Source organism: Ammonicoccus luteus (genome assembly GCF_050880385.1).
In the GTDB taxonomy this organism is placed as follows: Bacteria; Actinomycetota; Actinomycetes; order Propionibacteriales; family Propionibacteriaceae; genus Enemella.
The window spans coordinates 1-22,981 of the sequence record NZ_JBNZCI010000003.1; the positions used below are offsets into that span (position 1 = coordinate 1).

General features: G+C 67.3%; 18 protein-coding genes. 6 read left to right on the top strand and 12 right to left on the bottom strand.

Going from position 1 to position 22,981, the window contains the following annotated elements; all coding sequences use genetic code 11:
- Positions 1-97: 97 nt before the first annotated feature.
- The 10 genes from ACQ260_RS07795 to ACQ260_RS07840 are packed head-to-tail and all read right to left on the bottom strand — an operon-like array spanning position 98 to position 10,231.
- Positions 98-1,597, bottom strand: coding sequence for a CYTH and CHAD domain-containing protein (locus tag ACQ260_RS07795; protein WP_432558862.1), 1,500 nt, complete (start codon positions 1,595-1,597; stop codon positions 98-100).
- Between the two features lie 29 nt (positions 1,598-1,626).
- Positions 1,627-2,580 (bottom strand): alpha/beta fold hydrolase, encoded by a 954-nt coding sequence (locus tag ACQ260_RS07800; protein WP_432558863.1) that lies wholly within the window; start codon positions 2,578-2,580, stop codon positions 1,627-1,629.
- Entirely contained in the window at positions 2,565-3,335 is a 771-nt protein-coding gene (locus ACQ260_RS07805; protein ID WP_432558864.1) for a 3-hydroxybutyrate dehydrogenase, read from the bottom strand. The genes ACQ260_RS07800 and ACQ260_RS07805 overlap by 16 nt, the downstream gene beginning before the upstream one ends.
- Positions 3,332-3,955, bottom strand: a complete 624-nt coding sequence (locus ACQ260_RS07810; RefSeq protein ID WP_432558865.1) for a TetR/AcrR family transcriptional regulator — start codon at positions 3,953-3,955, stop codon at positions 3,332-3,334. Before ACQ260_RS07810 ends, ACQ260_RS07805 begins: the two co-directional genes overlap by 4 nt.
- Entirely contained in the window at positions 3,952-5,511 is a 1,560-nt protein-coding gene (locus ACQ260_RS07815; protein ID WP_432558866.1) for a class I adenylate-forming enzyme family protein, read from the bottom strand. Before ACQ260_RS07815 ends, ACQ260_RS07810 begins: the two co-directional genes overlap by 4 nt.
- On the bottom strand, positions 5,511-6,626 hold the full coding sequence (locus tag ACQ260_RS07820; protein ID WP_432558867.1) for a branched-chain amino acid ABC transporter permease: 1,116 nt from the start codon (positions 6,624-6,626) through the stop codon (positions 5,511-5,513). The genes ACQ260_RS07815 and ACQ260_RS07820 overlap by 1 nt, the downstream gene beginning before the upstream one ends.
- Positions 6,623-7,498 (bottom strand): branched-chain amino acid ABC transporter permease, encoded by an 876-nt coding sequence (locus ACQ260_RS07825; RefSeq protein ID WP_432558868.1) that lies wholly within the window; start codon positions 7,496-7,498, stop codon positions 6,623-6,625. Before ACQ260_RS07825 ends, ACQ260_RS07820 begins: the two co-directional genes overlap by 4 nt.
- On the bottom strand, positions 7,495-8,217 hold the full coding sequence (locus ACQ260_RS07830) for an ABC transporter ATP-binding protein (protein WP_432558869.1): 723 nt from the start codon (positions 8,215-8,217) through the stop codon (positions 7,495-7,497). Before ACQ260_RS07830 ends, ACQ260_RS07825 begins: the two co-directional genes overlap by 4 nt.
- Positions 8,214-9,029: an ABC transporter ATP-binding protein gene (locus ACQ260_RS07835; protein ID WP_432558870.1), complete on the bottom strand. Its 816-nt coding sequence runs from the start codon at positions 9,027-9,029 to the stop codon at positions 8,214-8,216. Before ACQ260_RS07835 ends, ACQ260_RS07830 begins: the two co-directional genes overlap by 4 nt.
- Entirely contained in the window at positions 9,026-10,231 is a 1,206-nt protein-coding gene (locus tag ACQ260_RS07840; RefSeq protein ID WP_432558871.1) for a substrate-binding domain-containing protein, read from the bottom strand. The genes ACQ260_RS07835 and ACQ260_RS07840 overlap by 4 nt, the downstream gene beginning before the upstream one ends.
- A gap of 141 nt (positions 10,232-10,372) precedes the next feature.
- Here ACQ260_RS07840 and ACQ260_RS07845 point away from each other — a divergent pair, with 141 nt between their 5' ends.
- The 4 genes from ACQ260_RS07845 (at position 10,373) to ACQ260_RS07860 (ending at position 16,045) form a co-directional block, all read left to right on the top strand.
- Positions 10,373-11,695, top strand: coding sequence for an APC family permease (locus tag ACQ260_RS07845; RefSeq protein WP_432558872.1), 1,323 nt, complete (start codon positions 10,373-10,375; stop codon positions 11,693-11,695).
- Between the two features lie 110 nt (positions 11,696-11,805).
- Positions 11,806-13,356 (top strand): Re/Si-specific NAD(P)(+) transhydrogenase subunit alpha, encoded by a 1,551-nt coding sequence (locus tag ACQ260_RS07850; RefSeq protein WP_432558873.1) that lies wholly within the window; start codon positions 11,806-11,808, stop codon positions 13,354-13,356.
- Positions 13,357-13,360: 4 nt separating this feature from the next.
- Entirely contained in the window at positions 13,361-14,779 is a 1,419-nt protein-coding gene (gene pntB, locus ACQ260_RS07855) for a Re/Si-specific NAD(P)(+) transhydrogenase subunit beta (RefSeq protein ID WP_432558874.1), read from the top strand.
- Positions 14,780-14,968: 189 nt separating this feature from the next.
- Positions 14,969-16,045, top strand: a complete 1,077-nt coding sequence (locus ACQ260_RS07860) for an FAD-dependent oxidoreductase (RefSeq protein WP_432558875.1) — start codon at positions 14,969-14,971, stop codon at positions 16,043-16,045.
- A gap of 12 nt (positions 16,046-16,057) precedes the next feature.
- Here ACQ260_RS07860 and ACQ260_RS07865 read toward each other — a convergent pair whose 3' ends face one another.
- Together ACQ260_RS07865 and ACQ260_RS07870 are read right to left on the bottom strand one after the other, a co-directional pair.
- Entirely contained in the window at positions 16,058-17,725 is a 1,668-nt protein-coding gene (locus ACQ260_RS07865) for an ABC transporter family substrate-binding protein (RefSeq protein WP_432558876.1), read from the bottom strand.
- Between the two features lie 17 nt (positions 17,726-17,742).
- Positions 17,743-19,440: a dolichyl-phosphate-mannose--protein mannosyltransferase gene (locus ACQ260_RS07870; protein WP_432558877.1), complete on the bottom strand. Its 1,698-nt coding sequence runs from the start codon at positions 19,438-19,440 to the stop codon at positions 17,743-17,745.
- 89 nt (positions 19,441-19,529) lie between these two features.
- Between ACQ260_RS07870 and rsmI the strand changes: the two genes are divergently transcribed.
- Positions 19,530-20,360, top strand: coding sequence for a 16S rRNA (cytidine(1402)-2'-O)-methyltransferase (gene rsmI, locus ACQ260_RS07875; RefSeq protein WP_432558878.1), 831 nt, complete (start codon positions 19,530-19,532; stop codon positions 20,358-20,360).
- Between the two features lie 75 nt (positions 20,361-20,435).
- On the top strand, positions 20,436-22,979 hold the full coding sequence (locus ACQ260_RS07880) for a DEAD/DEAH box helicase (RefSeq protein WP_432558879.1): 2,544 nt from the start codon (positions 20,436-20,438) through the stop codon (positions 22,977-22,979).
- The last annotated feature ends 2 nt before the right edge of the window (positions 22,980-22,981 follow it).

Consider the following 22,981-nt stretch of genomic DNA (forward strand, 5'->3'; position numbering starts at 1 on the left):
CAACACACCCCCCAAAAGGGGGGGCAGGAAAAGGGTCTGAAACCACACGGTTCCAGACCCTTTCCCAATTCCAGGGCACTTTCGCCCATCGAACTGGTCAGGCGCTGCCCGACAGATCGCGCGCGGTCGCGATGGCGTCGGCGGCTTGGGCATGGAAATCATCTGTCCGCTCGATCTCGCGTTGATAGAGCACCCCGTAGCTGAAGGTCGCTTCGCCGTGTGAAGCAGCGATCTCGGCCAACTCCTTGAGCGCCTCCCGTGCGACAACCGCGTCCTGGACCGTGCCCAGGGATTCGGTCACCTGCTCCCAGGCTTCTGCCGCGGCGACGGCAGTGTCTCCCAGCGCCGGCACCGCTGCCTCCCACGCATAACGGGCAGCCTTGGCTCGCTTCCGGGTTTCATGCCAGCCGACGAGTTGATCATGACCCTGGAGCTTCTCGGCCTGCTTCCACTCCTTGACCGTGCGCCGCCCGACCTGCTCCAGGCGCTCGGGCAGCAAGCCCTTGGCGCGGGCTGCGGCGTACTCATTGAACGGGGGAGCGACCACCCAGTCCACCAGCGCATCCATGAGCTCCCGGAACCGGTCGGAATCGAGAGCCTGGACCAGGGCGGCGTGGGCGGTGGAGTGGCGCACATCCAACTCGGCGGTGACTCGCTCGCGCACCGGCCCGATGAGCGCGTCCTCCGGCAAGCCGTCGACCGCGGGAATCAGGTGAGCGGCCAGCACCTCGGCGTCGCGAGGGCCACCGAGCATCTCACCGAGCCACTTGAGTTCAGCACGGAGGGACTGCACCCGGTCCCGGTCGAGGAATGGCCTGAACGTGCGGAGCGCCGACCGAAGACGTCGGACGCCGACCCGCATCTTGTGGACGGAGTCGGGGGCATCGACACGCACTTCCGCCTCGCGGCCCTGGATGACGCCGATCTGCTCCGACATGTAGGCGCCGATGACCGCCGCAGCGCTCGCCTTCCGGCTCGGGCGGGTCGCCTCCTCCGCCTTGGCCAGAGCCTTGCCCAGAGCATGCACCAGCTTGGAGACGGACTCGGACGGATCGACGCCGGCCTGACCCAGCGTTTCGGTCAGCACATCGAGCGTGGCGGGCGTGCCGCTGCCGGCGAGCTCGATCTCAAGCTCGCGCCACGTGCGCACCTTGCCGTTGCGAGTCGCTGTCACCGTGTCATCGCAGAGAAGCGCCACCAATCCGCCCTCCAGATCGTGGAGTTCAGTTTCCTGACGGGTGGTGATCAACTCCACAACCGGCACCAGCGGAGAGTATTCGATGATCTCGGCCACCCGGGCCCGCAGCTCGTGGGGAACGTTCGACGCGCCCGGACCATCGGTCAGCGGAAGGTGCACCTCCTCGCGGGAATGCGGGTCGGCCCCGGAAGCCGGAAGCTTGAGATGCCAGCCTGCGTCCCCGCCCCCTGTGCGGCGTCGCAGGGTGCGACGATTGCGAGCCAGCAGGAAATCGGGTGTGTCGAAATAGACGGCGCGCAGATTGTGCAGCCGGGAGTCCCCAAGCGTGACGACGCCCGTGAGATCCGGCACGGTGACCTTGGGCCCGATGGTGAATTTGCGCTCGGTTTCGATGGCCACGTCAAGCCTTTCTCCTAGTCAGCGCGATTCTAGCCAACCGCCGGAGGCGTACTCCCACCCATGGCCCGGGCGATTGCCGCGCTGCCTCGATGCGACATGATGATCGTGAAGTGGTTGGTGTCGGGCACATCGCGCACGCTGAGGTGCGGCAGCTGCTCCGCCCAACGGGCCGCCCACTCCTCGGAGAACATCCCTGCGGGCTGGTTCTGCAGCCCACGCTCGGCACGCAGAAACAGCGCGGGATGCCGCAGGTCGGCCAGCGCGTGGGGGAGGGCCTCGCCGAGTTGGATGTCCTTCGAGTCCTCGGCCATCGCTGTGAACGGCGTTGTGGAGCGCAGGTGTGGCGGTTCTCCGACGGTGTCGTACGTGGCGTAGGCCGCCATCTCGGGCCCCCATTGTGCGCCGAGACCGGGATGGTTCTGCCAGTACGCGTCCACTGCCTCAGCAGACGGGAACTCCATGCTCAACCGCTGGGCCGTTGGCCCGAGCACCGCCTCCAACGCATCCTCGGGCGCCACTCCCGCCGGCAGCTCGACCGGAATGCCGCCGTCGACCAGGAGGAGTTGGTCCACCAGTTCGGGACGCAGATCCGCAAGCACGAGAGCGATGAAGCCACCCATTGAGTGCCCGATGACGGGAATGGGCTGCGTGACGCCCGCACGGTCGAGCACAGCGGCGAGATCGGCGGCATGGGCTGCCAGACCGAAGGGACCGGGGATCGCCGCGCTGCGGCCACGACCGCGGAGATCGGGTGCGATGACCCGCCACGCGGGGAGCGCCTGGGCCAGCCATTGCCATGACAGATGGGTGGCTGTGATGCCGTGGATCACCAGCACTGTTCCCTCGGGCGTGGAATTGCCCCGCGGCTCCCAGACGCCGCAGTGCAGCGTCCCGTCCGACACCTCCACGGCCAGGGTGTGATAGCGATCAGCGGCTGCGGGAGGGCGCAGCAGGTCTTCGCCGGACATCAGTTCGCGGTCCACGCGCCGTCAGCGATGAAGTTGGTGCCGGAAATCATGGCGCTGTGCGGGCCGCACACGAAGGCAACCATTTCGCCCAGATCCTTTGCGGCCACGAAATCCTTGATCGGCTGACGGGCCAGGATGACCTTCTCCTTGACCTCGTCAAGGGGCATGTTGTGCACCTTCGCCTGATCCGCGAGCTGTTGCTCGACGAGCGGCGTCCAGGCATAGCCGGGATTGATGCACACGCTCGTCACCCCCTTCGTCGCGCCCTCGAGCGCGACGACCTTGGACAGGCCTTCGAGCCCGTGCTTGGCCGAGACATACGCCGACTTGAACGGCGAAGCCACCAGCCCGTGGACCGAGGAAATGTTGACGATGCGACCCCAGCCCTGGGCATACATGTGCGGGAGCGCGGCGCGGATCAACAGGAAGGGAGCCTCGAGCATGATGCGGTGAATCAACCGGAATCGGTCGGGGTCGAACTCCTCCACCGGGGACACCACCTGGATGCCCGCGCAGTTGACGAGGATGTCGGTCTCGAGCGTGAGGTCGTCGAGTTCGGTGGTGCGGCCCAGGTCGACGATCCAGGTGCGTCCCGCGATTTCGCCCGCGACGCGCTCCGCATTCTCCGTGTTCAGATCGGCGACCGTCACGTCCGCCCCGTGCGCGGCGAGTGAGCGGGCGATGCCTTCACCGATGCCGCTGCCACCGCCGGTCACGATTGCGCGACGGCCGGCCAGCGTCTGGTGCTCCGAAGTGTTCTCGGATGTCATGGGGTGTGCTCCTTCGGTGCCGTGGGCCTCAGGGCCCGCTCGACGAGGTTGATGGTGTGTTCGAAGACGTCGTCGGGCATCCGCACCGAATCGTCTTCGACCGAGTCCCACAGTAGCCAGCGGAGGCCGATCAATTCGCCCATCCCCATTAATGCCCAAGCCGCCACGTCGGGATCGACATCCCCGATCTCCCCTCGCTCGGCGGCGCGACGAAGGCCCTCGGCATAGGGCCGAATGATCCGTTCGTAGTGCATTTTCATCGCCTTGGGGGAGACGAACTCCGCTTGCCGGATCACCCGATAGAGGCCCGGGTGTCGAGCCGTGAACTCGAAGAACGCCCGGAATCCTGCCCGCTCGGCCGCCAACCGGTTCGGGGCCTGGCTGCTGGCCTCACTCATGGCCCGGCGCACGCGCCGGTTGAGGTCCTCGACCAGTTCCTCGAAGATCTGAAGTTTGCTCTCGAAGTACAAATAGAACGTGCCCATGGCAACGCCGGCGGATTCGGTGATCTTGACGATCGACGCATCGTGATAGCCGAGCGAGGCGAACACCTGTTCCGCTGCGGCCAGGAGCCGTTCCTTGGTCGCCGTCCCGCGGGCTGTCCGGGGAGTGAGGCTCATCCGTCGTCCCCGCCCGACTCCTGTTTCGCGGTTTCCTCGTCGCGGAGCGTGAAGCGGCGGACTTTGTTGAGCGCGTTGAACGGCAGTTCCGCCACGAACTCGATCGCCTTCGGCACCTTGAACTTGGCCAATCGCTCGACGCAATGCGCGCGCAGGAGTGACTCGTCCGCCGTGCCGCCGTCCCGGAGGACCACGAAGGCCTTCCCGACCTCGCCCCACCGGTCATCCCGGATGCCCACCACGGCCACGTGGAGCACGTCCTGATGGAGCCGCAGGACGTCCTCGACCTCGGTGGGTGAGACATTTTCCCCGCCGGACTTGAACATGTCCTTGATGCGATCGACGACGAAATAGAAGCCGTCCGCATCCCTGTGGACCATGTCGCCGGTGAGCAACCACTCGCCGTGCATGGTCGCCGCGGTTGCCTCCGGGTCGTCGAGATAGCCGGGGAACACCCCGGGGCCCGCCACCAACAGTTCCCCGGTGGCTTCGCCGTCGAGGATTTCGTGCGTCACGGGGTCGGCAACAGCGCAGTCGACATAGGGATAGGGCTTGCCCGACGAACCGTGCTTCGCCATGGCGTCCCGTGCCGGCAGACACAAGACGTTCGGTGACGCCTCGGTGAGCCCATAGCCCTGACAGAGCTGGATGCCACGGTCGTGAAAGATCTGCAGTTGCGGCACGGGCAGCGTCCCACCGCCCACGACGATGGTGCCCAGGCTCGACAGGTCGGTGTCGGCGAAGGTCGGATGCTCGGCCAGCATCTGATAGGTGGCCGGCACGCCGATGAAGGTCGTAATGCCGCGGGACTCGATGAGCGACAGGACACGTCCGGCGTCGAACGCCCGCTCCAGAACGACCGTCGCGCCCACCCAGAACGCCAGCAGCGTCTGGATGTTCCAGCCGCCCGAATGGAACTGCGGAAGAAACGCGAGCAGCACGTCGTTGTCGCTCATCGGGATCGTCCGGGAGAACGACAAGTTGTTCCAGAAGCAGTTGGCCTGGGTCAGCGGTGCTGCTTTTGGCTTGCCGGAACTGCCCGAGGTGAAGATCACGAGGATCGGGTCCTCATCCTGAGCCGGACCGTCCAGCGCGGTCGCGCCCGTCGAACGGGTGGGCGGGCTGGTGAGCTGGGCGAAGGAGATCTGCGGGGGCACCGCGGCATCGGAACCGCCGGATAAGCGCGCGAGCGCCTCGGCGCCCAGGTCTGCGTACTCATCCTCGACCACGACCAGTTGGGGGGCGGATCGTTCGAGCTGATCCGCCAGTTCGAACGGGGTGAGCCGCCACATCAAGGGGACGAGCGCCATGCCCCGATCGGCGCAGGCGAAGAACAGGATGACCTGGTCAGCGCTGTTGCCGCTGAGCGTCGCGATCCGGTGACCACGGCCATAGCCGGCTGCCGCGAAGGCATCGGACAGGGCGCGCGACTTGGCGTACAGCTCGCCGTAGGTCGTCCGAACGCCCCGATCCTCGATCGCGATCGAGTCGGGCGCCATCCGCGCACGATCGGAGACCCAACGGAACAGCGTGTGTGCACCCGGCTTCGACGACATCACAGAACCTCCTCGAGCGTCTCCCGCGCGTCGGCCCGGCCCGATCGACGCGGGTTGAGCCGGTTCAGCGCTCCGGAGAGCCCGCCCGGCAGGAACAACACAACCAGAATGAACAGCGTTCCGAGGATGAACAGCGGCTCACTGAGCGGGATGTGCAGGATCGGCGGGAGATCCCTGATCGCGGGTGAGGAGGCGAAAGCGCCGAGGCGCTGGTCGAGAAGGGTATAGAGGATGCCACCGATCACCGCTCCGACGCGGCTGCCGACGCCGCCGAGCACCACCATGACGAGCAGCGTGAGCGTGAAATCCGCTGATGTGGCCCGTGGTTGGGCGCCGGACTGCAACAACAGATAGATCATGCCGACGATGGTGGCGAGGGTGGCGGCGATGACGAAGGTGACGAGCTTCACCACATAGGGACTGCCGCCGAGGACACGGACGCGCATCTCGTTCTCGCGGGTCGCAGCCACCGTGTGCCCGACCCGCGAACGCTCGATCCAGCCGACCACGACGAACACGAACACGAGCACCGCGAGGGCGAGCCAATAGAGGTTGCGGGTGTTGATGACTCCGATGAACAGGTCGGGTACGCCAGCTGTGTTGAGCGCGAGACCCTCCTCGCCACCGGTCATGCGTCCCGGATTCCGGCGCACGAGCACGTTGCCGGCCTGGGCGAAGGCGAGCGTCACCATCGCGAACGAGATGCCGGTCACCCGGAGGCTGATCGCGCCGATGACGTGGGCGATCAGAATGCCGCCGACCAGCACCAGGACGGCTGCGGGCAGCAATGGCAGGTCGGTGTTGGCGAGGACGATGCCGAGGCCATAGACGCCGACACCGAAATACAGCGCATGGCCGAAGCTCAGCAGGCCGGCGATTCCGAACAGCAGGTGATAGGACAGCGCGAGCGCGGCGATCAGCCAACAGATCGCGAGCAGGTGCAGGGACCCCGGCGAATAGGTGGGGCCGGGCAGGATCCCGAGCCCGGGGATCGCGAGGAGAGGGAGCACCGCGAGGACGATGACCGCAACCACGCCGGCCAGGCTGGGCAACAGGCGAACCCGGCGGCTGCGGTCGGTCGCCACGGTGGAGGTCGGGGCGGTGGCGGTGCTCATGCTGCCTGCTTTCCGAGAAGACCCTTGGGCCGCACGAGAAGAACGGCGGCAAGGAGCAGGACGACGATCACATCGCCCACGCCGAGGTAGTAGTTCGCGAACTGCTGCAGGACCGCCACTACGGCGGACGCAATCGCAGCACCCGTCAGTGAGCCCAGCCCGCCGATGACGGTGACGATGAACGCGAAGATCAACAGTGTGCCGCCGAGGGCGGGGGAGACGTAGCCGAAGTATTGGCTCGCCAGCACGCCGCCGATGCCCGCCGCGGCGCCGCCGAGGGAGAACACGAGCGTGAAGGCCTTGCGGACATCGATGCCGAGCGCCGTGACCATCGAGCGGTTCTCCACACCGGCACGGATGATCAGGCCGAAGCGCGTCTTGTTGAGGAACACAACGATCGCCAGCAGGACCACTACTGCCACCGCGATGCACAGGAACATGACGTTCGGGACAAAGGCGCCCAGCACCTGGGTGGTGCGGCGGACCCAGGACGGGCCGGAGATGAAGATCGGGTCTGGACCCCAGATCCCCTCGAACAGGGCGACGCTGGCCAGAGCCAGGCCGACGGTGACGAGGACCTGCTCGATGTGGCGTTTGTAGAGGGGGCGGATCAGGACCAGTTCGGTGGCCGCGGCGAACAGAGCGCCCACGATGGCGCCCGCGAGGACCGCCAGCCCGAACGAGCCCCACGAGTCCGGGCCGAGTCGGCGGGCCACGGCCCAGCCGGTGAACCCCGCGAGGGTCAGGAAGGACCCGTGGGCGAAGTTGAGGACACCCATGAGGCCATAGATCAGGGAGAGGCCGGAGGACACCAGGAAATACAGTGCGCCCAGGCCGAGCCCGGTGACGAGAAGCAGGACGATGGTGCTCACGAGATCTCCTCGGGCTTGTCCTCCGTGTGGACACCGAGGAGGCGCTGGATCTGGTCGGGATCGGCGAACAGGTCGGCGGCGGGACCCGCGTGGACGACACGGCCGGAATCGATGACCACGACACGTTCGGCGAGCTTCTCGACGACGGTGAGATTCTGTTCGACGAGCAGGACAGGGGTGGTGCGCGCTGCCTCGGCGAGTGCGTCGGCGACTTCGTTGACGATCTTGGGGGCCAGCCCCTTCGTCGGTTCGTCGACGAGGAGGATTTTGTTCGGGTTGATGAGGGCACGAGCGACGGAGACCATCTGTTGCTGTCCACCGGACAGGGTGCCCGCGCGCTGCTGGGCGCGTTTGACGAGCTCGGGGAACAGGGAGTCGACGAGGTCGCGCCGAGGATCGCTCGTGCGGATCGCCAGCTTCAGATTCTCCGCCACGGTCAGGCCCCCGAAGACCTCGCGGTCTTCCGGGACATAACCGACGCCCCGCTGGACGATCCGGTGGGTGGCCTCGTGGTCGATGCGGTCGCCCTCGAAGACGACCTCGCCGGTGCGGTCGATGAGGCCGAGGATGGCTTTGAGCGTCGACGTCTTGCCCACGCCGTTGCGTCCGAGGACAGCGGTGACGCCCTGGGCGGGCACCTCGAAATCGACCTGCTCCACCACCTGCTGGCCGGCGATGTGGGCGGCGAGATTCGATACCCGGAGAATGGGTTCGCTCATGCCACCCCTCCGAGATAGGCGTTCTGGACCGTCTCGTCGGCCATGATCCGCTCCGGTGTGTCGATGGCGAGCAGCTCGCCGTGGTGCATGACGGCAACGCGGTCCGCGAGGCCCAGCACCACGTCGATGTGGTGCTCGACCATCAGGACAGTGCGGCCCGACCGGTGCAGGGTGCGGATCACATCGCTGAGGCCGGGAACGTCGGAGGAGTTCACTCCCGCCATCGGCTCGTCGAGCAGAATGACCTGCGGATCGGCCGCGAGAAGCATGGCGATCTCCAGTTTGCGTTTGTCGCCGTGGGAAAGGTCCCCGGCGGCGGTCCGGCGCTTGTCGAGCCGGACCGTCGCCAGGTGTTGTTCTGCCAGTTCGGTCGCCGCGTCCCCCGCCCGCGGGAAACGAATGACAGACAAGTTGCCGCCCAGCTTCTGCTGGGCAGCGATGCGAACGTTCTCCAGCACCGACAACCGTGGGAACAGACTGGATGTCTGGAAGGTGCGCCCCACACCGGCCCGGGCCCGGGCAGCGATGGAGTCCCGGGTGATGTCACGACCGCCCAGCAGGACCGTGCCGCCGCTGATCGGGTTGATGCCCGAGATCAGGTTGAACAACGAGGTCTTGCCGGCGCCGTTGGGGCCGATCACCCCGACGAACTCGCCGGGCGCCACCGCGAAGGTGACACCGCGGACGATCTTGGCGCCGCCCACCTGCCAGGACAGGTCGCGAACCTCGAGGGCCGCGCCGGGCGCGGAGGCGCGTGCCGAGTCAGACTCGGACGCGCCCCCGCTCCCAACGGTCGACGGTGCGTCGGTCACTGCTTCTTCTCCGGCGGGGCGGCGTCCTCGGCCGAGACCGTCTCGACCAGTTCCGGCTTCCACGAGTCGCCGTCCTGGACGAGCTTGGCCTGGAACATCGGCTGCAGCAGCGCGTGGTCGGACTCACGGATCGTGTAGCTGCCCTTGGGGCCCTCGAAACTCCAGCCCTCGAGCGCAGACACCATGGCGTCCGCGTCGTCCCCCTGCTCGGCGGCATGGACGATCATTTGCCCTGCGACGAATCCGTCCGGGGAGAACAGGTCCGGCGTGCCGCCGGCTGCCTCGATCTCGTCGACCATGGCCTTGTTCACCGGATTGTCGCAGCAGCCCGGGAAATAGTGGTTGAGGAAGTCGATCTTGTCCGAAGCAGCGCCATAGGCGCCGAACGTCGAGCGGTCACCGAGACCGGTCACGACCGTCGTCTGGTCGAGGACGCCCTGCTGGCTCAGCCCCTGCCACATCGCGCCCGAAGTGGCGCCGGCCCAGGCCACGAACACCATGTCGGCGTTGGCATCGATGATCTGACGGGCGAACGGGGTGAACTCCGTCGCATCCTCCGGGACCAGGATCGGCTGGACCTCCGCGCCCTGCGCCCCGAGCACTGCCTCGACGGCCTGCACGTTGCCCTGGCCGAACGCGGTGTCCTGCGCGAACACGACGATCTTGCCGTCCGGCTCGGTGAACGTGCCGGCGGTCGCGACGTCCTGGAGGGACTGGCGGCCGGAGCGGAACGTGTAGTCGTTCACGCCCTGGATCGCGTCGGTCGCAGCCGGCCCGGAGATGTAGAGCACCTTGTTCTGTTCGGCCTGCTCGGCGAGCTTGAGGGCAATGCCCGACACGACCGTGCCACCGATGATCTTGGCGCCCTGACCGATCTGGTCCTTCGCGTGAGTGACCGCCTTGTCGGCGTCGCCGCCGTCGTCGAGGAAGGTCACCTGCAGCGGGCGGCCGTTGACCTCGCTGGTGCCGTCCGTGGCGTACTTCAACCCGGCTTCCAGGCCGCGCCGGTAAGTCTTGCCGTATTCCCCGAGCGGACCGGTCTCGGAATAGATGATGCCGACCTTGATCGGCTCGGTGGAGCCGCCGGCGTCGCCGCTGCCGGATCCGCCGCTCGGGGCCGCGGGGGTGCCGGGTGCGCACGCCGCCAGGGCCATGGTGACGGCCAGCGCCATGCCGGCCAGGAGTGACTTCTTCGTCCTCATGAGTTGATGCCTTTCGGGATGGGACCTGACAGGCGATTCAGGTATTGGGATCTTGCGGCAGCGTCTGGTTCCTGTCAAGAGGTAAGGGAAGATTGCTCATCGGACCGCAGGCGTTCACCTGCGGGGCCTAGCGTGAGCGACATGACCGCCCCAGCGCCCGTTCTCGCCCGCCGACTCGGTCTGCTCGACGCCGTCTTCATCGGGCTCGGGTCGATGATCGGCGCGGGCGTGTTCGCCGTGTGGGCCCCGGCTGCGCAGGCCGCCGGACCGCTGCTGCTCGTCGGCCTCGCCATCGCGCTCGTCGTGGCCTTCTGCAATGCGACGTCGTCGGCCCAGTTGGCGGCGCAGTATCCGACGTCCGGCGGTACCTACGTCTATGGCCGCGAGCGCCTCGGCGCGTGGCCGGGATTCATCGCCGGGTGGGGGTTCGTCGTCGGCAAGACCGCCGCCATCGCCGCTATGGCGCTGACGTTCGGTGCGTACGTCTTCGGGCCGCTCGCCCCTTGGATCGCCGTCGTGATCGTCTTGCTGCTGACCGGAGTGAATCTCCTCGGCGTGACCCGGACAGCACGGCTCACCCGGATCATCGTGTCGGTCGTGCTCGTGGTGCTGGCCGCAGGGGTGGTCGCGAACCTGCTCGGCGGGCCCCGGGACTTCGCTCCTGATCAGCCTGCGATCCCTGTCCAGGGTGGGATCTATGGCCTGCTGCAGTCTGCGGGTCTGTTGTTCTTCGCCTTCGCAGGGTACGCACGCATCGCCACCATGGGCGAGGAGGTCAAGAACCCGAAGCGGGTCATCCCCCTGGCCATCCTGTGGGCATTGCTCCTGACGGCAGGGGTGTACGCAGCCGTCGGTGCCGTGCTGCTCTGGCGGTTCCCGCCCGAGATCCTCGCGGTGACGGAGGCGCCGCTGGCGTCCGCTGCGGCGTACTCACCCTGGGAGTGGCTGACTCCGATCGTCGCCGCGGCAGCTGCGCTCGCCACGGTCGGAGCCATGCTCAACCTGATGACGGGCGTCGGCCGGACCACCTTGGCCATGGCTCGGAACAACGATCTGCCGCGGTGGCTGTCCCGTGTCGATCGGACTTACGGCGTTCCACGCAACGCGGAACTGGTGCTGGCTGCGGTCGTGTGCGGGTTGGTGCTCCTGACGGACGTGCGGGTGGTGATCGGCTTCTCGAGTTTCGGCGTGCTGGTCTATTACCTGATCGCGAATCTGGCGGCATTCACGCAGCAGCGGGCGGATCGCCGCTACCCGCGCTTTCTGCAGATCCTCGGCGCCTTCGCCTGCTGCGCGCTGGTCGTCACGCTGCCGTGGCAGGCGCTCGGTCTCGGCGTCGCGGTCTATTTCGTCGGCGTGGTCTATCGGTTGATCCGGCGACCCGATCGGGCCCCGGCCCGCGCGCTTGTCGACACCGACCTGCCCGAGGCGGACGAGCCGAAGCCTCGAAGAGCAGCCGACTGAGCCCAAATTGTCCCTGTCCGTCCCAGCGGATTCAAGAGTGGACAGCGAATCCCTGCCGTAGGGTGCTCGTGACAATTCATTCGGCGCTCGCGGCGCCGTGAGGAGGAACGATGCGCATCGGTGTGCCTCGAGAGATCCGTCAGGGCGAGACGATGGTGGCCGCGACCCCCAAAACCGTCACGCAGCTGATCGGTCTGGGCTATGAGGTCGTGATCGAACACGGAGCGGGCGAGCGTGCCCACTTCCCGGACGCCGCCTATGCGGCTGCGGGAGCCTTCGTCGAGTCCGTGGAGGAGGTGTGGAAGTCCGACATCATCCTCAAGGTCTATGAGCCGATGGGGGAGGAGTTCCACCGCATGCAACGGGGCCAGAGGATCATCTCGATCATGGCCCCCGCGCGGAACGAGCCGTTGATCGAACAGCTCGCCCAGCACGGCGTCACCGGCCTCGCGCTGGACGCCGTGCCACGCATCTCCCGAGCTCAGTCGCTGGACGTCCTGTCGTCTCAGGCGAACGTGGCGGGTTATCGGGCGGTGGTCGAGGCGGCTCACGCCTATGGTTCGCTGCTCAACGGCCAGGTGACCGCGGCGGGCAAGGTGCCCCCGGCCAGCGTGTTCGTGATCGGTGCGGGCGTGGCCGGTCTCGCCGCGATCGGCACGGCTGTGTCGCTGGGCGCGATCGTTCGGGCGACCGACGTGCGGCCCGAGGTGGCCGAGCAGGTCCAGTCGATGGGCGGCGACTTTGTCCACATCGACGACACCGCCGAGATCTCCACCGACGGCTATGCCAAGGAGATGTCCGCGGATCAGGAGGTGCGGGCGAAGGAGTTGTACGCGCGCGAGTCCGCCGCCGCAGACATCGTCATCACCACCGCACTGATCCCGGGCCGTCCCGCGCCGACGCTGATCACCGCTGCCATGGTGGCCGAAATGAAGCCGGGCTCGGTCATCGTCGACATGGCTGCGGCCAACGGCGGCAACTGTGAGCTCACCGTCAAGAACGAGAAGATCGTCACGGACAACGGGGTCATCATCCTCGGCTTCACCGATCTCGCGGGCCGCCTCCCGACCCAGTCGTCCCAGTTGTTCGGCACGAACGTGGTGAACCTGATGAAGCTCCTGACCCCGGCCAAGGACGGTCAGGTCGCGCTGGACATGGAGGACGTGGTCCAGCGGACCATCACCGTCGTGCGCGACGGCGAGGTGATGTGGCCGCCGCCACCGGTGTCGGTGTCGGCTGCGCCGGTGCCCGCCGCGGCGTCCGCGACGGCGCCGACGGAGGTCGAGAAGTTCGACCCGAACCTGGAGGCAAGCCGCAAGCGGCGCCGGACCATCTTCACCGGTGCCCTGGTGCTGGTGCTCTTCGCCCTGATCGGCAGCTTCGGGCCAGCCGCGCTGCTCCCGACCTGGACCGTGTTCATCCTCGCCATCTTCGTCGGGTTCTATGTGATCTCGAACGTCAGCCACTCGCTGCACACACCGCTGATGGCCGAGACGAACGCGATCTCGGGGATCATCATGGTCGGCGCGCTGCTGCAGGTGGGCTCGGACAACCTGGCCATCACGATCATGGCGTTCATCGCGATCCTGGTCGCGTCCATCAACGTGTTCGGCGGCTTCCTCGTGACCCGCCGGATGCTCGGCATGTTCACGAAGGGCTGATCGGATGCTGCTCACGATGGTTCAGACCGCCTACATCATCGCGGCGGTCCTCTTCATTCTCGCCCTCGCGGGGCTGTCGAAACACGAATCAGCCAAGCTGGGCAACCTGGCCGGCATGATCGGCATGGTTATCGCCCTGGGCGCAACGGTCGCCGAGTCGCTCACCTGCAAGGCTCCCGGGCCGGGAGAGCTCGCGCACTGTGAATATGCGATGGCGCGCCCGCTCACCGCGGTGCTGCTGTTCGCTGCGGTGCTGATCGGTGCTGCGATCGGCGTGTGGCGTGCACGGACGGTCGAGATGACCGGCATGCCTCAGCTCATCGCGATCCTGCACTCCTTCGTCGGCATCGCCGCGGTCCTGGTCGGCTTCAACTCCTATCTGGCCGCCGACACTCACAATGCCGCCCACCTGGTGGAGGTGGCCCTGGGTGTGCTGATCGGCGCCTATACGTTCACCGGCTCGGTCGTCGCGTTCGGCAAACTCTCCGGTCGCATGAAGTCCAAGCCGATGATGCTGCCGGCACGGAACCTGCTGAACTTCCTGGTGTTCCTCGTGGCGGTCGGCTTCATCATCTGGTTCGTGGTCGCGCCCAGCGTGCTCCCGCTGATCGTCGTCGCGGTGATCGGCTTCGCGCTCGGTTGGCACATGGTCGCCTCCATCGGTGGCGGCGACATGCCGGTCGTCGTCTCGATGCTCAACTCCTATTCGGGCTGGGCCGCGGCCGCTGCGGGCTTCATGTTGAACAACAACCTGCTCATCGTGACCGGCGCTCTCGTCGGTGCATCGGGTGCGATCCTGTCCTACATCATGTGCAAGGGCATGAACCGCTCCTTCATCTCGGTGATCCTGGGCGGCTTCGGTGAAGGCGCCGGTCCCGCCGCGGACGAACGGGATTACGGCGAACACCGCGAGATCATGGCCGATGGGGCAGCGGAGCTGCTCAAGGGTGCCAAGCGGGTCGTCATCACGCCGGGCTATGGCATGGCCGTCGCGAAGGCGCAGGGACCGGTCGCCCAGCTCACCCAGAAACTCCGCGACGAAGGTGTGGATGTCCGCTTCGGCATCCATCCCGTGGCCGGTCGTCTGCCGGGGCACATGAACGTTCTCCTTGCGGAGGCGCGAGTGCCCTATGACATCGTGCTCGAGATGGATGAGATCAACGACGACTTCGATGACACCGATGTCGTGCTCGTGATCGGGGCCAATGACACCGTGAACCCGGCGGCGCTCGAGGAGCCCAACTCGCCGATCGCGGGCATGCCCGTGCTCGAGGTGTGGCACGCCGACAACGTCATCGTGTTCAAGCGGTCGATGGCCGCCGGCTATGCCGGCGTGCAGAATCCGCTGTTCTTCAAGGAGAACACCCAGATGCTGTTCGGCGACGCGAAGGACCGCGTGGAGGACATCATCAAGGCCCTCTGAGCCTGTGCCGTCGAGGCCCCGTGCGATCGTGTGTCGATCGCGCGGGGCCTTGTCGTTGCGCCGAACCACGTTCAGCTGCAACGACCGGCAGCGTGCTTCCATCGGCTGTCGAGATCAGTCCGAACGACGGAGCCGGCAGGTCCGACGATCTAAGGTGGACCGGGACCAACGAACAGAGAGGCGATCGGCGTGGCGGAGCGCGTGACGGTGATCGGTGCAGGCCTGACTGGGCTTACTTTGGCATTGCTCTGCGCGAAGGAGGGCCACCGGGTGACGGTCGTGGACTCCGCGTTCGCCCCCGGCGACCCCAACGGGTTGATGGCGGCGCCGGCGACCGTGCAGCAGGAACTCCAATACCACCATGTCTGGCGATGGGCGGGGGAGTCGGCGGCGGTGGCGTACGGCGAACAGGTCCGGCTCGGCCAGGACATGGTGGTGGCCGTGGCGCAGGACATGGGTGTGCCGGTCCACCGGGCGGACCTGGCGACCGTCACCACCGACGGCATGGAGGCCTTTTGGTTGCGCTATGAGGTGGCTGCGATGCGCGCGGCCGGGCTCAATCCGGAATTCACCGACACGACCGGACTGCCGTTCAGCACACGCCCCCAGCTCATCTCGCCTGCTCAGCCGGTCGTTGACGTCACCGCCTATCGCGATGCGCTCGCCCGGGCCGTCGTCGGATCAGGGGGTGAGTTGGTCTCCCGGATGCCCCCAGCCCCTGATGAAGGTTGGGTCGTCTCGACCACGCCCGAACCCGTCTTCGACGGTGCTGCGATGCGACCGAGGCTGCGGTCGGCGATGTGGAACTGGGTCGAGTTCACCGCGGACCCACCCGCGCTGCCCACCCGCAGCTTCTCCGACCTCGACGACGGCGGCCGCGTGCTTGCGGTGACGGGCGACCGGGCCTGGTTGGGCAGTCGCTCCGCGCCCGCTCTGGACTGGGTCACGCGACATGTGGAGGGCGCTCGAGTCCTCGCGCAATGGCAGGCGCCGGCAGCAGCAAGCTTCGATGCACTGCCGTTCGTGGGCTTCTCGGGGAACCGGTCCGAGCGGCGGCTGGTGGCCTGTGGCTTCGACTGCTGGGAGCTCACACTCGGCACGGCCGCCGCGGTCCAGCTGGCCGGCGTGATCAGCGGCTCGGATGTGCGGCTGCCGTGGCAGCCGGTTCGGGTGCCGCGCGCGGCCAGTCTGGGGCGCGCCGTGTGGGGGAGGGTGCGCCACGGGTTGCGCATCAACCCGGTCACACCGTTCCCGCGCCGCGGCTGACCCGGTCGCCGCTCATTCCTTCGAATAACCCACGCTCTCCCACGCCGTGGTGCTGAGACCACGGGCGCCATATCCGGAGAGCCGGACCCCCGCTGCGACGTTCTCGGGCAGTTGATAGAGCGGAACGGTCGGCATGTGCTCCCAGAGCTGCTGATCCAGCTGGTTGGCGAGTGCCCGCTGCTGCGCAGTGTCCTGCTCAGCGGTGATCTGCTGGATCAGCCCATCGATCGCGGCGTCCTCGAAGCGGGCCCAGTTTTGCTCCGCACCCGACCCGAAGCGGTCATCCAGCCTCGCGAGGGGATAACGGCCGCCCTCGATTCCGACGACGATCATGTCGAAATCGCCACCCGCGAGGACCGAGCCGTTGTCGAAGTTTTCGAGCGACACATCCTCGACGACGACGTGGACGCCGAGGGCGCCGAGCTGATCGGCGATGGCTCGTGCCTCGTTCTCCGAGGTCGACAAGCCCTGGATCCGGGCCAGCCGGACCTCGAGCGGCCGGCCGTCCCGGGTCCGGCCCTCCTCGGAGCCGCGCCAGCCTGCATCATCGAGCAACCTGCGGGCCTTGCTCTGGTCCCGGGTGAACTCCAACTCCGCGGCGTTGTCCGCGTACCCCTCCTGACCCGGCAGATAGATCCGGTTGCCGAGCGGTGCCGCCGAGAAGCCGAGACCGGGCAGCGCGGCGGAGCCGATCCCGGACCGGTCCAGCGCGACCGCGATCGCCTGACGGACTTTGGGGTCGCCGACTGCAGCAGTTGATCCGGTGTTGAACACGAGTTGCCGTGACACGGTCGAGCCGGCCTGGCGGACCTCGGTGCCCTTTACCTTGCGCACGGCGTCGTAGAACTCCTTGGAGCCGGCGATGTCGACAGCGTCGATCTGGGCGTCGGTGAAGGCTTTGACCTGGTTCTCGCGGGGGATCTCGCGAATCGTGAACCGCGCCAGTTGCGGCTTGGTCGCACCCCACCATTCCTCGTTGGGGGTGCCGACGATCGCCTTGGCTGCGAGACCTCCGCCGGCCGGGACGAACGGTCCGGCAGTCCATTCCTTCTTGAGCTCGGCCCAGCCCGTGTCGAAGGCCGCGGGATCGCGGACGCTGTCGGCACGCAGCACGCTCACGCGATCGAAGACCTGCCGCCACTCCGGGTAGGCCCGCGCGAAGGTGAGTTCAACCTCGGACTCGGTGGCGCCCTGAGCGACCTCGGTGATGTCGCGGAACCGGAGGTCCGGCGCGCACCGGAAGCCGGTGGAGCGCCCGTTGCAGGCGGTCCAGGTCGCGATGACGTCTTCGGCGGTGATCTGCTTGCCGTCCGCCCACGTGGCGCGTGGATTGAGCTTGAGGGTGACCCGTGTCGGGTTCTTGGACGTCTCGGTCGCCGACTCCAGATAGTTCGAGTTCGGCAGCGCGACGCCCCGCTCGTCATAGCGGAAGAAGGACGGCAGAAAGGCTTGGGCCAGGCTCGCGAACTCGGCATTCGATGCTTCGGACATCGGGTTGAGCGAACCGAACTCGTCGACCGCGAGCCGCAACTCACCGCCGGGCGCGAGCGTGTCGGTCGCGTTGAGGTCGGTCACCGCGAGCGGCGTGGTGTTCGTCTCGCCGGCGTCCACCGGTTGCGAGCAGCCGGTCGCCACCAGCACCGCGATGACCGGCGCTGCCAGAACGCGTCGAACGTCCATGCCAATCCTCCAATCGATCAGATCCACGACCGGAACCACATCCGGGACAGCCAGTCAGGATAGGGCAGGAGGGCGTCGGTGAGGATCGGATGGATGTACGCGAAATTCAGTGCCACCAACGCCACCGCAACCCCTGCCACAATGCCGCCCCAGCGTCTGCGCGGACCGTCGGCGGGGCCGATCAGGGCGCCAATGCAGAGTGCGATCGCGATGCAGGTGAACGGGATGATCATGATTGCGTAGAAGAAGAACAGTGGTCGCTCCGCGTTGGGGAACCACGTCAGCCACGTGGCGGCCACGCCGAGCACGGGCACACCGAACCGCCAGTCCCGATTGCCGACCCACAACAGCAGGGCGGCGACGAGCGCGAACACGCCGATCCACCACAGCGCCGGGGTGCCCATTCCCGAGATGACCCGCACACAGTTCTCCGGTCCCACGCAGCCGTCGGTGCCGGGTTTGATGTCATTGACCGCGTCGATGCCGATCGGGCGCGCCATGACCAGCCAGCCGGCAGGGTGCGCCTCATAGACGTGGGTGGCCTCCTTGATGCCCGCACCGGTGTGGAAACCGTAGATCTCCCGGTGATAGTTCCACAGCGACCCGAGGGCTGTGCCGAGCACCCTGACGACCGGATCGTCCGGGTGGTTCAGTCCGTAGTCCCGCGAATAGCCCCCGGAGCTCGTCAACCAGCCCCACCAGGTCAGCACATAGACCGGGATCGCGAGGATCACGTGATAGAAGAACGCGATCGGGCCGTCGGAGATGAGGCTCACCGGGGCTTCCTTGCGCGCACCGGCGAGGCGCCGGGCGCCCATGTCCCAGAACACCGACAGCACCGAGAACACCGCCAGGACATAGATCGAGTTCCACTTGGTGGCGCACGCGAGGGCGAACAGCAGGCCGGCCACGAGCCGCCAGGGCCGCCACTGGAGCATCGGTCCATAACGGCCCCGGAGGTCGGGGATGCCCTCTGCTTCGAGGTGGTCCGCGAGTTTTCGCCGGAACCAGTCTCGGTCGACCACGAGGGCCGTGACGGCGGCCACCGTGAAGAAGGCCTGGAAGATGTCCAGCAACGCGATGCGGGACATCGTGAAATGCAGACCGTCCATGCTCAGCAGCAGGGCAGCCACGGCACCGATCAGCGTGGACCGGGACAGCCGGCGGGCGAGAAAGAACACGATCAGGATCAGCCCACAGCCCGCGAGCACGGACGGGAAGCGAAAACCGAACGCGTTGAAGCCGAACGCCTGGATCCCCAGCGCGATCAGCCACTTGCCCACCGGTGGATGGACGATGAAGGACCCCGACTCCTGCATCCCGCTGAAGTCACCGCGGATCGCTGCGTCGTTCGCGCCGTCGGCCCAATTGCGCTCGAAACCCGACTGCAGCAGGGCGTAGGCGTCCTTGGCGTAGTAGGTCTCGTCGAACACCAATCCCGTCGGCCGGGTGAGCTCGACAACGCGGAGCACGAACGCGAGCGCAGTGATCGCCAGAGCGATCAACCACGCGATGTTCCAGTCGTCGGGCATCGGATTGCGCAACCGGTCGACGGTCGACAGCCGGCGAGCCGGGATCGGCGACGCGTCGGTCACCGGATGGCTGCCGTGCCACCAGCGGCGTGGGGGGTGTGGCCCGGCCGAGTGCGGCGGGCCGGAGGATTCCTCGGACCCGCCGATCTCGAGGGTGTCCGAGCCGGAGGGATGGGCGTTCACGCGCGCCATCCTAACCGCGCGAGCCGACAGGGCCGGGTTCTTGCGAGGGGCTGACGTCGGCGTGGTGGGCAGGACATACGGTGAACACCATGACTGGACGACTGGTGCTCGCCGGCACTCCGATCGGCGATGTCGAGGATGCATCGCCCCGGCTGCGCCGGTTGCTGACGGAGGCCGACGTGATCGCCGCGGAGGACACCCGCCGGCTGACGGGGCTGCTGCAGCGGCTCGGGGTGGTGACCCCGGCGCGGGTGATGTCGTACTTCGAGGGCAACGAGGCAGCGCGGACCCCAGCACTTGTCCAGGCTGCCCGGGACGGGGCAACGGTGCTGCTGATCACGGACGCGGGGATGCCGTCGGTGTCCGATCCCGGTTATCGGCTCGTGGCGGCCGCGGTAGCAGCGGCGGTGCCGGTCACGGCGGCGCCCGGTCCGTCAGCGGTGCTCACGGCGCTCGCGGTCTCCGGTCTGCCGGTCGACCGGTTCTGTTTCGAAGGCTTCCTGCCCCGCAAGTCCGGCGAGCGTGGTCGCCGCTTGGCGGAGCTTGCGCGCGAGGAGCGCACGATGGTGTTCTTCGAGGCGCCGCACCGGTTGGCGGCCTTTCTCACCGACGCGGCACAGGCCCTGGGGCACGACCGCCCGGCCGCGGTGTGCCGGGAACTGACCAAGACCTACGAAGAGGTACGCCGAGGTGGCCTCGGCGAGCTCGCACATTGGGCTGCGGACGGCGTGCGGGGGGAGATCACGATCGTCATCGCCGGCGCCGCCGCACGGCAGAGCGACCCGGCAGACCTGGTCGAGGATGTTGAGACCCTCGTCACCGGGGGGCAGAAGCTGAAGGCCGCGGTCAACGAGGTGGCCGCCCGGGCCGGCGTACCCCGAAATGCCCTCTATCAGGCAGTCCTCGACGCCCGGAAGTGACCCACCAGGTGGGTCGCCGGTGCGCGGGTGCCCACCCGCGCGGGCCCACGGAGGGATCGTGGGAGACTGGCCGCGATGCGCCTCACCGACCCCATTCCCGCGACCCCCGACAGCCTCTATGAGCACTTCACCGGCTGGGCGGATGAGCGCGGGCTGGACCTCTATGACCACCAGGACGAAGCCGCGATCGAGTTGTTCTCCGGCAACAACCTGATCCTCGCGACCCCGACGGGCTCAGGGAAGTCGTTGGTTGCGGTCGCCGCCCACTTCGCGGCGCTGGCAGGGGACCGGGTGTCGTTCTATACGGCCCCCATCAAGGCGCTGGTGAGCGAGAAGTTCTTCGCGTTGTGCGAGATTTTCGGCGCCGAGAACGTCGGGATGATCACCGGCGACGCGTCCGTCAATGCCGATGCCCCGATCATCTGCTGCACCGCGGAGATCCTCGCCAACATCGCCCTCCGCGAGGGCGGGACCGCCGATGTGGGCCTGGTCGTGATGGACGAGTTCCACTTCTATTCCGAGCCCGACCGCGGCTGGGCCTGGCAGGTGCCGCTGCTCGAGCTGCCGCAGGCACAGTTCCTGCTGATGTCGGCGACGCTCGGCGATGTGACCCGGTTCTGTGCGGATCTGACTCGGCGGACCCGTCGCGAAACCAACGTCATCGCCGACGCCGAACGACCCGTCCCGCTCGAATTCGAATGGTCGATGACCCCTCTGCAGGACAAGGTGACCGAACTGGTCGAGGCCGGTCGGGCGCCGGTCTATATCGTCCATTTCACCCAGGCCGACGCCTTGGAGCGGGCCCAGGCACTGCTGTCGATCAAGCTGGTCGACAAGGACGTGACCGACCGGATTGCGGCCGAGATCGGCGCGTTCCAGTTCGGACCGGGTTTCGGACGGGTGCTGTCGAAATTGGTGCGCCGGGGCATCGGCGTCCACCACGCCGGCATGCTGCCCAAATATCGCCGCCTCGTCGAACAGCTCGCGCAGACCGGCCTGCTCAAGGTCATCTGCGGCACCGACACCCTCGGCGTCGGCATCAACGTGCCGATCCGGACCGTGCTGTTGACCGGCCTGACGAAGTTCGACGGGACCAGGGTGCGGCGGCTGCGCTCCCGGGAGTTCCACCAGATCGCCGGACGGGCGGGCCGGGCGGGCTTCGACACGGTCGGCTATGTGGTGGTGCAGGCGCCGGAGCACGTCATCGAGAACGAGCGGGCGCTCGCGAAGGCGGGGGACGACCCCAAGAAGCGCCGCAAGGTGCAGCGCAAGAAGGCGCCGGAGGGCTCTATCGGCTGGACCGAGGAGACCTTCGACAAGATCATCGAGGCACAGCCGGAACAGTTGATCTCCCGGATGCGGGTCACGCACTCCATGCTGCTCAACGTCGTGCAGCGGCCAGGGGACCCGTGGATTGCGATGAAGAACCTGCTGCAGGACAACCACGAGGACTGGCGGACCCAGCGCCGACTCTCTCGGCGAGCCCTGGCGCTGACGCGCGGGCTGCTCAACTCGGGCGTACTGGTGAAGCTGCCCGAGCCCGACCTGACCGGCCGCACGTGCGCGCTCGCGGAGACCGTCCAGGACGACTTCGCACTGAACCAGCCCCTCGCGCCGTTCGCGGTGGCGGCCCTGGACCTGCTGGATCGCGAGTCGCCGGACTATGCGCTGGATGTCGTCTCGGTGATCGAGGCAGTGCTCGACAACCCGTTCCAGATCCTCTTCGCTCAGCAGCACAAGGCGCGCGGTGTGGCGATCGGGGAGATGAAGGCGGACGGAGTGGAGTACGAAGAACGCATGGAACTCCTCGAGGACGTCACCTGGCCGAAGCCGCTCGAAGAGTTGCTGGAGCACGCGCTCGGGGTCTTCGCCCAGTCCCATCCGTGGGTGGACCCCGAGTCGCTGTCCCCGAAATCGGTCGTCCGTGACCTGTGGGAGCGGGCGATGGACTTCACCCAGTTCATCGGCTTCTATCAGCTGCAGCGGTCCGAAGGTCTGGTGCTGCGCTATCTGACCGACGCCTATCGGACGCTGCGCCAGACGGTGCCGGAGTCCTATCGGACCGAGGAACTGATGCTGCTCATCGAGTGGCTCGGGGAGTTGGTCCGCCAGACCGATTCCTCGCTGCTCGATGAATGGGAAGCGCTCACCGATCCCGAGAAGGTCGCCGAAGCGGCCGCTGCCGCGGCCGCCGGTGCACCTCCGCCCCCACCGCGACCGGTGACCGGCAACGAGCGCGTGTTCACCGCGATGGTGCGGCAGGCGATGTTCCGTCGGGTCGAACTCGTGGCCCGCGACCGGTGGGAGGAACTCGGGGCGTTGGAGACCGCCGTGGCAAACCTGCCGGAGCCCGCACTGCCGGTGGTGATGACGGCGGAGGCGTGGGACGACGCGCTGGGGCTCTATTGGGACGAGCACGAAGAGGTCCTCACCGACGCCGAGGCGCGCGGGCCGGGACTCTTCCGGGTGGAAAAGCATCGGACCCGCTGGGAGGTCACCCAAGTCGTGCATGATCCCGAGGGGAACCACGACTGGCGGATCCTCGCGGAGGTCGACCTGCCGGCGAGCGATCAGGTGGGGACGGCTGTCGTGCGCGGGATGGCGCTGGAGCGTCTCTGAGT

Excerpts from the sequence above, each read along its gene's own strand:
- rsmI (WP_432558878.1), top strand. The coding sequence starts at position 19,530 with ATGACTGGACGACTGGTGCTCGCCGGCACTCCGATCGGCGATGTCGAG.
- ACQ260_RS07805 (WP_432558864.1), bottom strand. The coding sequence starts at position 3,335 with ATGACATCCGAGAACACTTCGGAGCACCAGACGCTGGCCGGCCGTCGC.
- pntB (WP_432558874.1), top strand. The coding sequence starts at position 13,361 with ATGCTGCTCACGATGGTTCAGACCGCCTACATCATCGCGGCGGTCCTC.
- ACQ260_RS07850 (WP_432558873.1), top strand. The coding sequence starts at position 11,806 with ATGCGCATCGGTGTGCCTCGAGAGATCCGTCAGGGCGAGACGATGGTG.
- ACQ260_RS07840 (WP_432558871.1), bottom strand. The coding sequence starts at position 10,231 with ATGAGGACGAAGAAGTCACTCCTGGCCGGCATGGCGCTGGCCGTCACC.
- ACQ260_RS07865 (WP_432558876.1), bottom strand. The coding sequence starts at position 17,725 with ATGGACGTTCGACGCGTTCTGGCAGCGCCGGTCATCGCGGTGCTGGTG.
- ACQ260_RS07820 (WP_432558867.1), bottom strand. The coding sequence starts at position 6,626 with ATGAGCACCGCCACCGCCCCGACCTCCACCGTGGCGACCGACCGCAGC.
- ACQ260_RS07810 (WP_432558865.1), bottom strand. The coding sequence starts at position 3,955 with ATGAGCCTCACTCCCCGGACAGCCCGCGGGACGGCGACCAAGGAACGG.
- ACQ260_RS07830 (WP_432558869.1), bottom strand. The coding sequence starts at position 8,217 with ATGAGCGAACCCATTCTCCGGGTATCGAATCTCGCCGCCCACATCGCC.
- ACQ260_RS07880 (WP_432558879.1), top strand. The coding sequence starts at position 20,436 with ATGCGCCTCACCGACCCCATTCCCGCGACCCCCGACAGCCTCTATGAG.
- ACQ260_RS07845 (WP_432558872.1), top strand. The coding sequence starts at position 10,373 with ATGACCGCCCCAGCGCCCGTTCTCGCCCGCCGACTCGGTCTGCTCGAC.
- ACQ260_RS07815 (WP_432558866.1), bottom strand. The coding sequence starts at position 5,511 with ATGTCGTCGAAGCCGGGTGCACACACGCTGTTCCGTTGGGTCTCCGAT.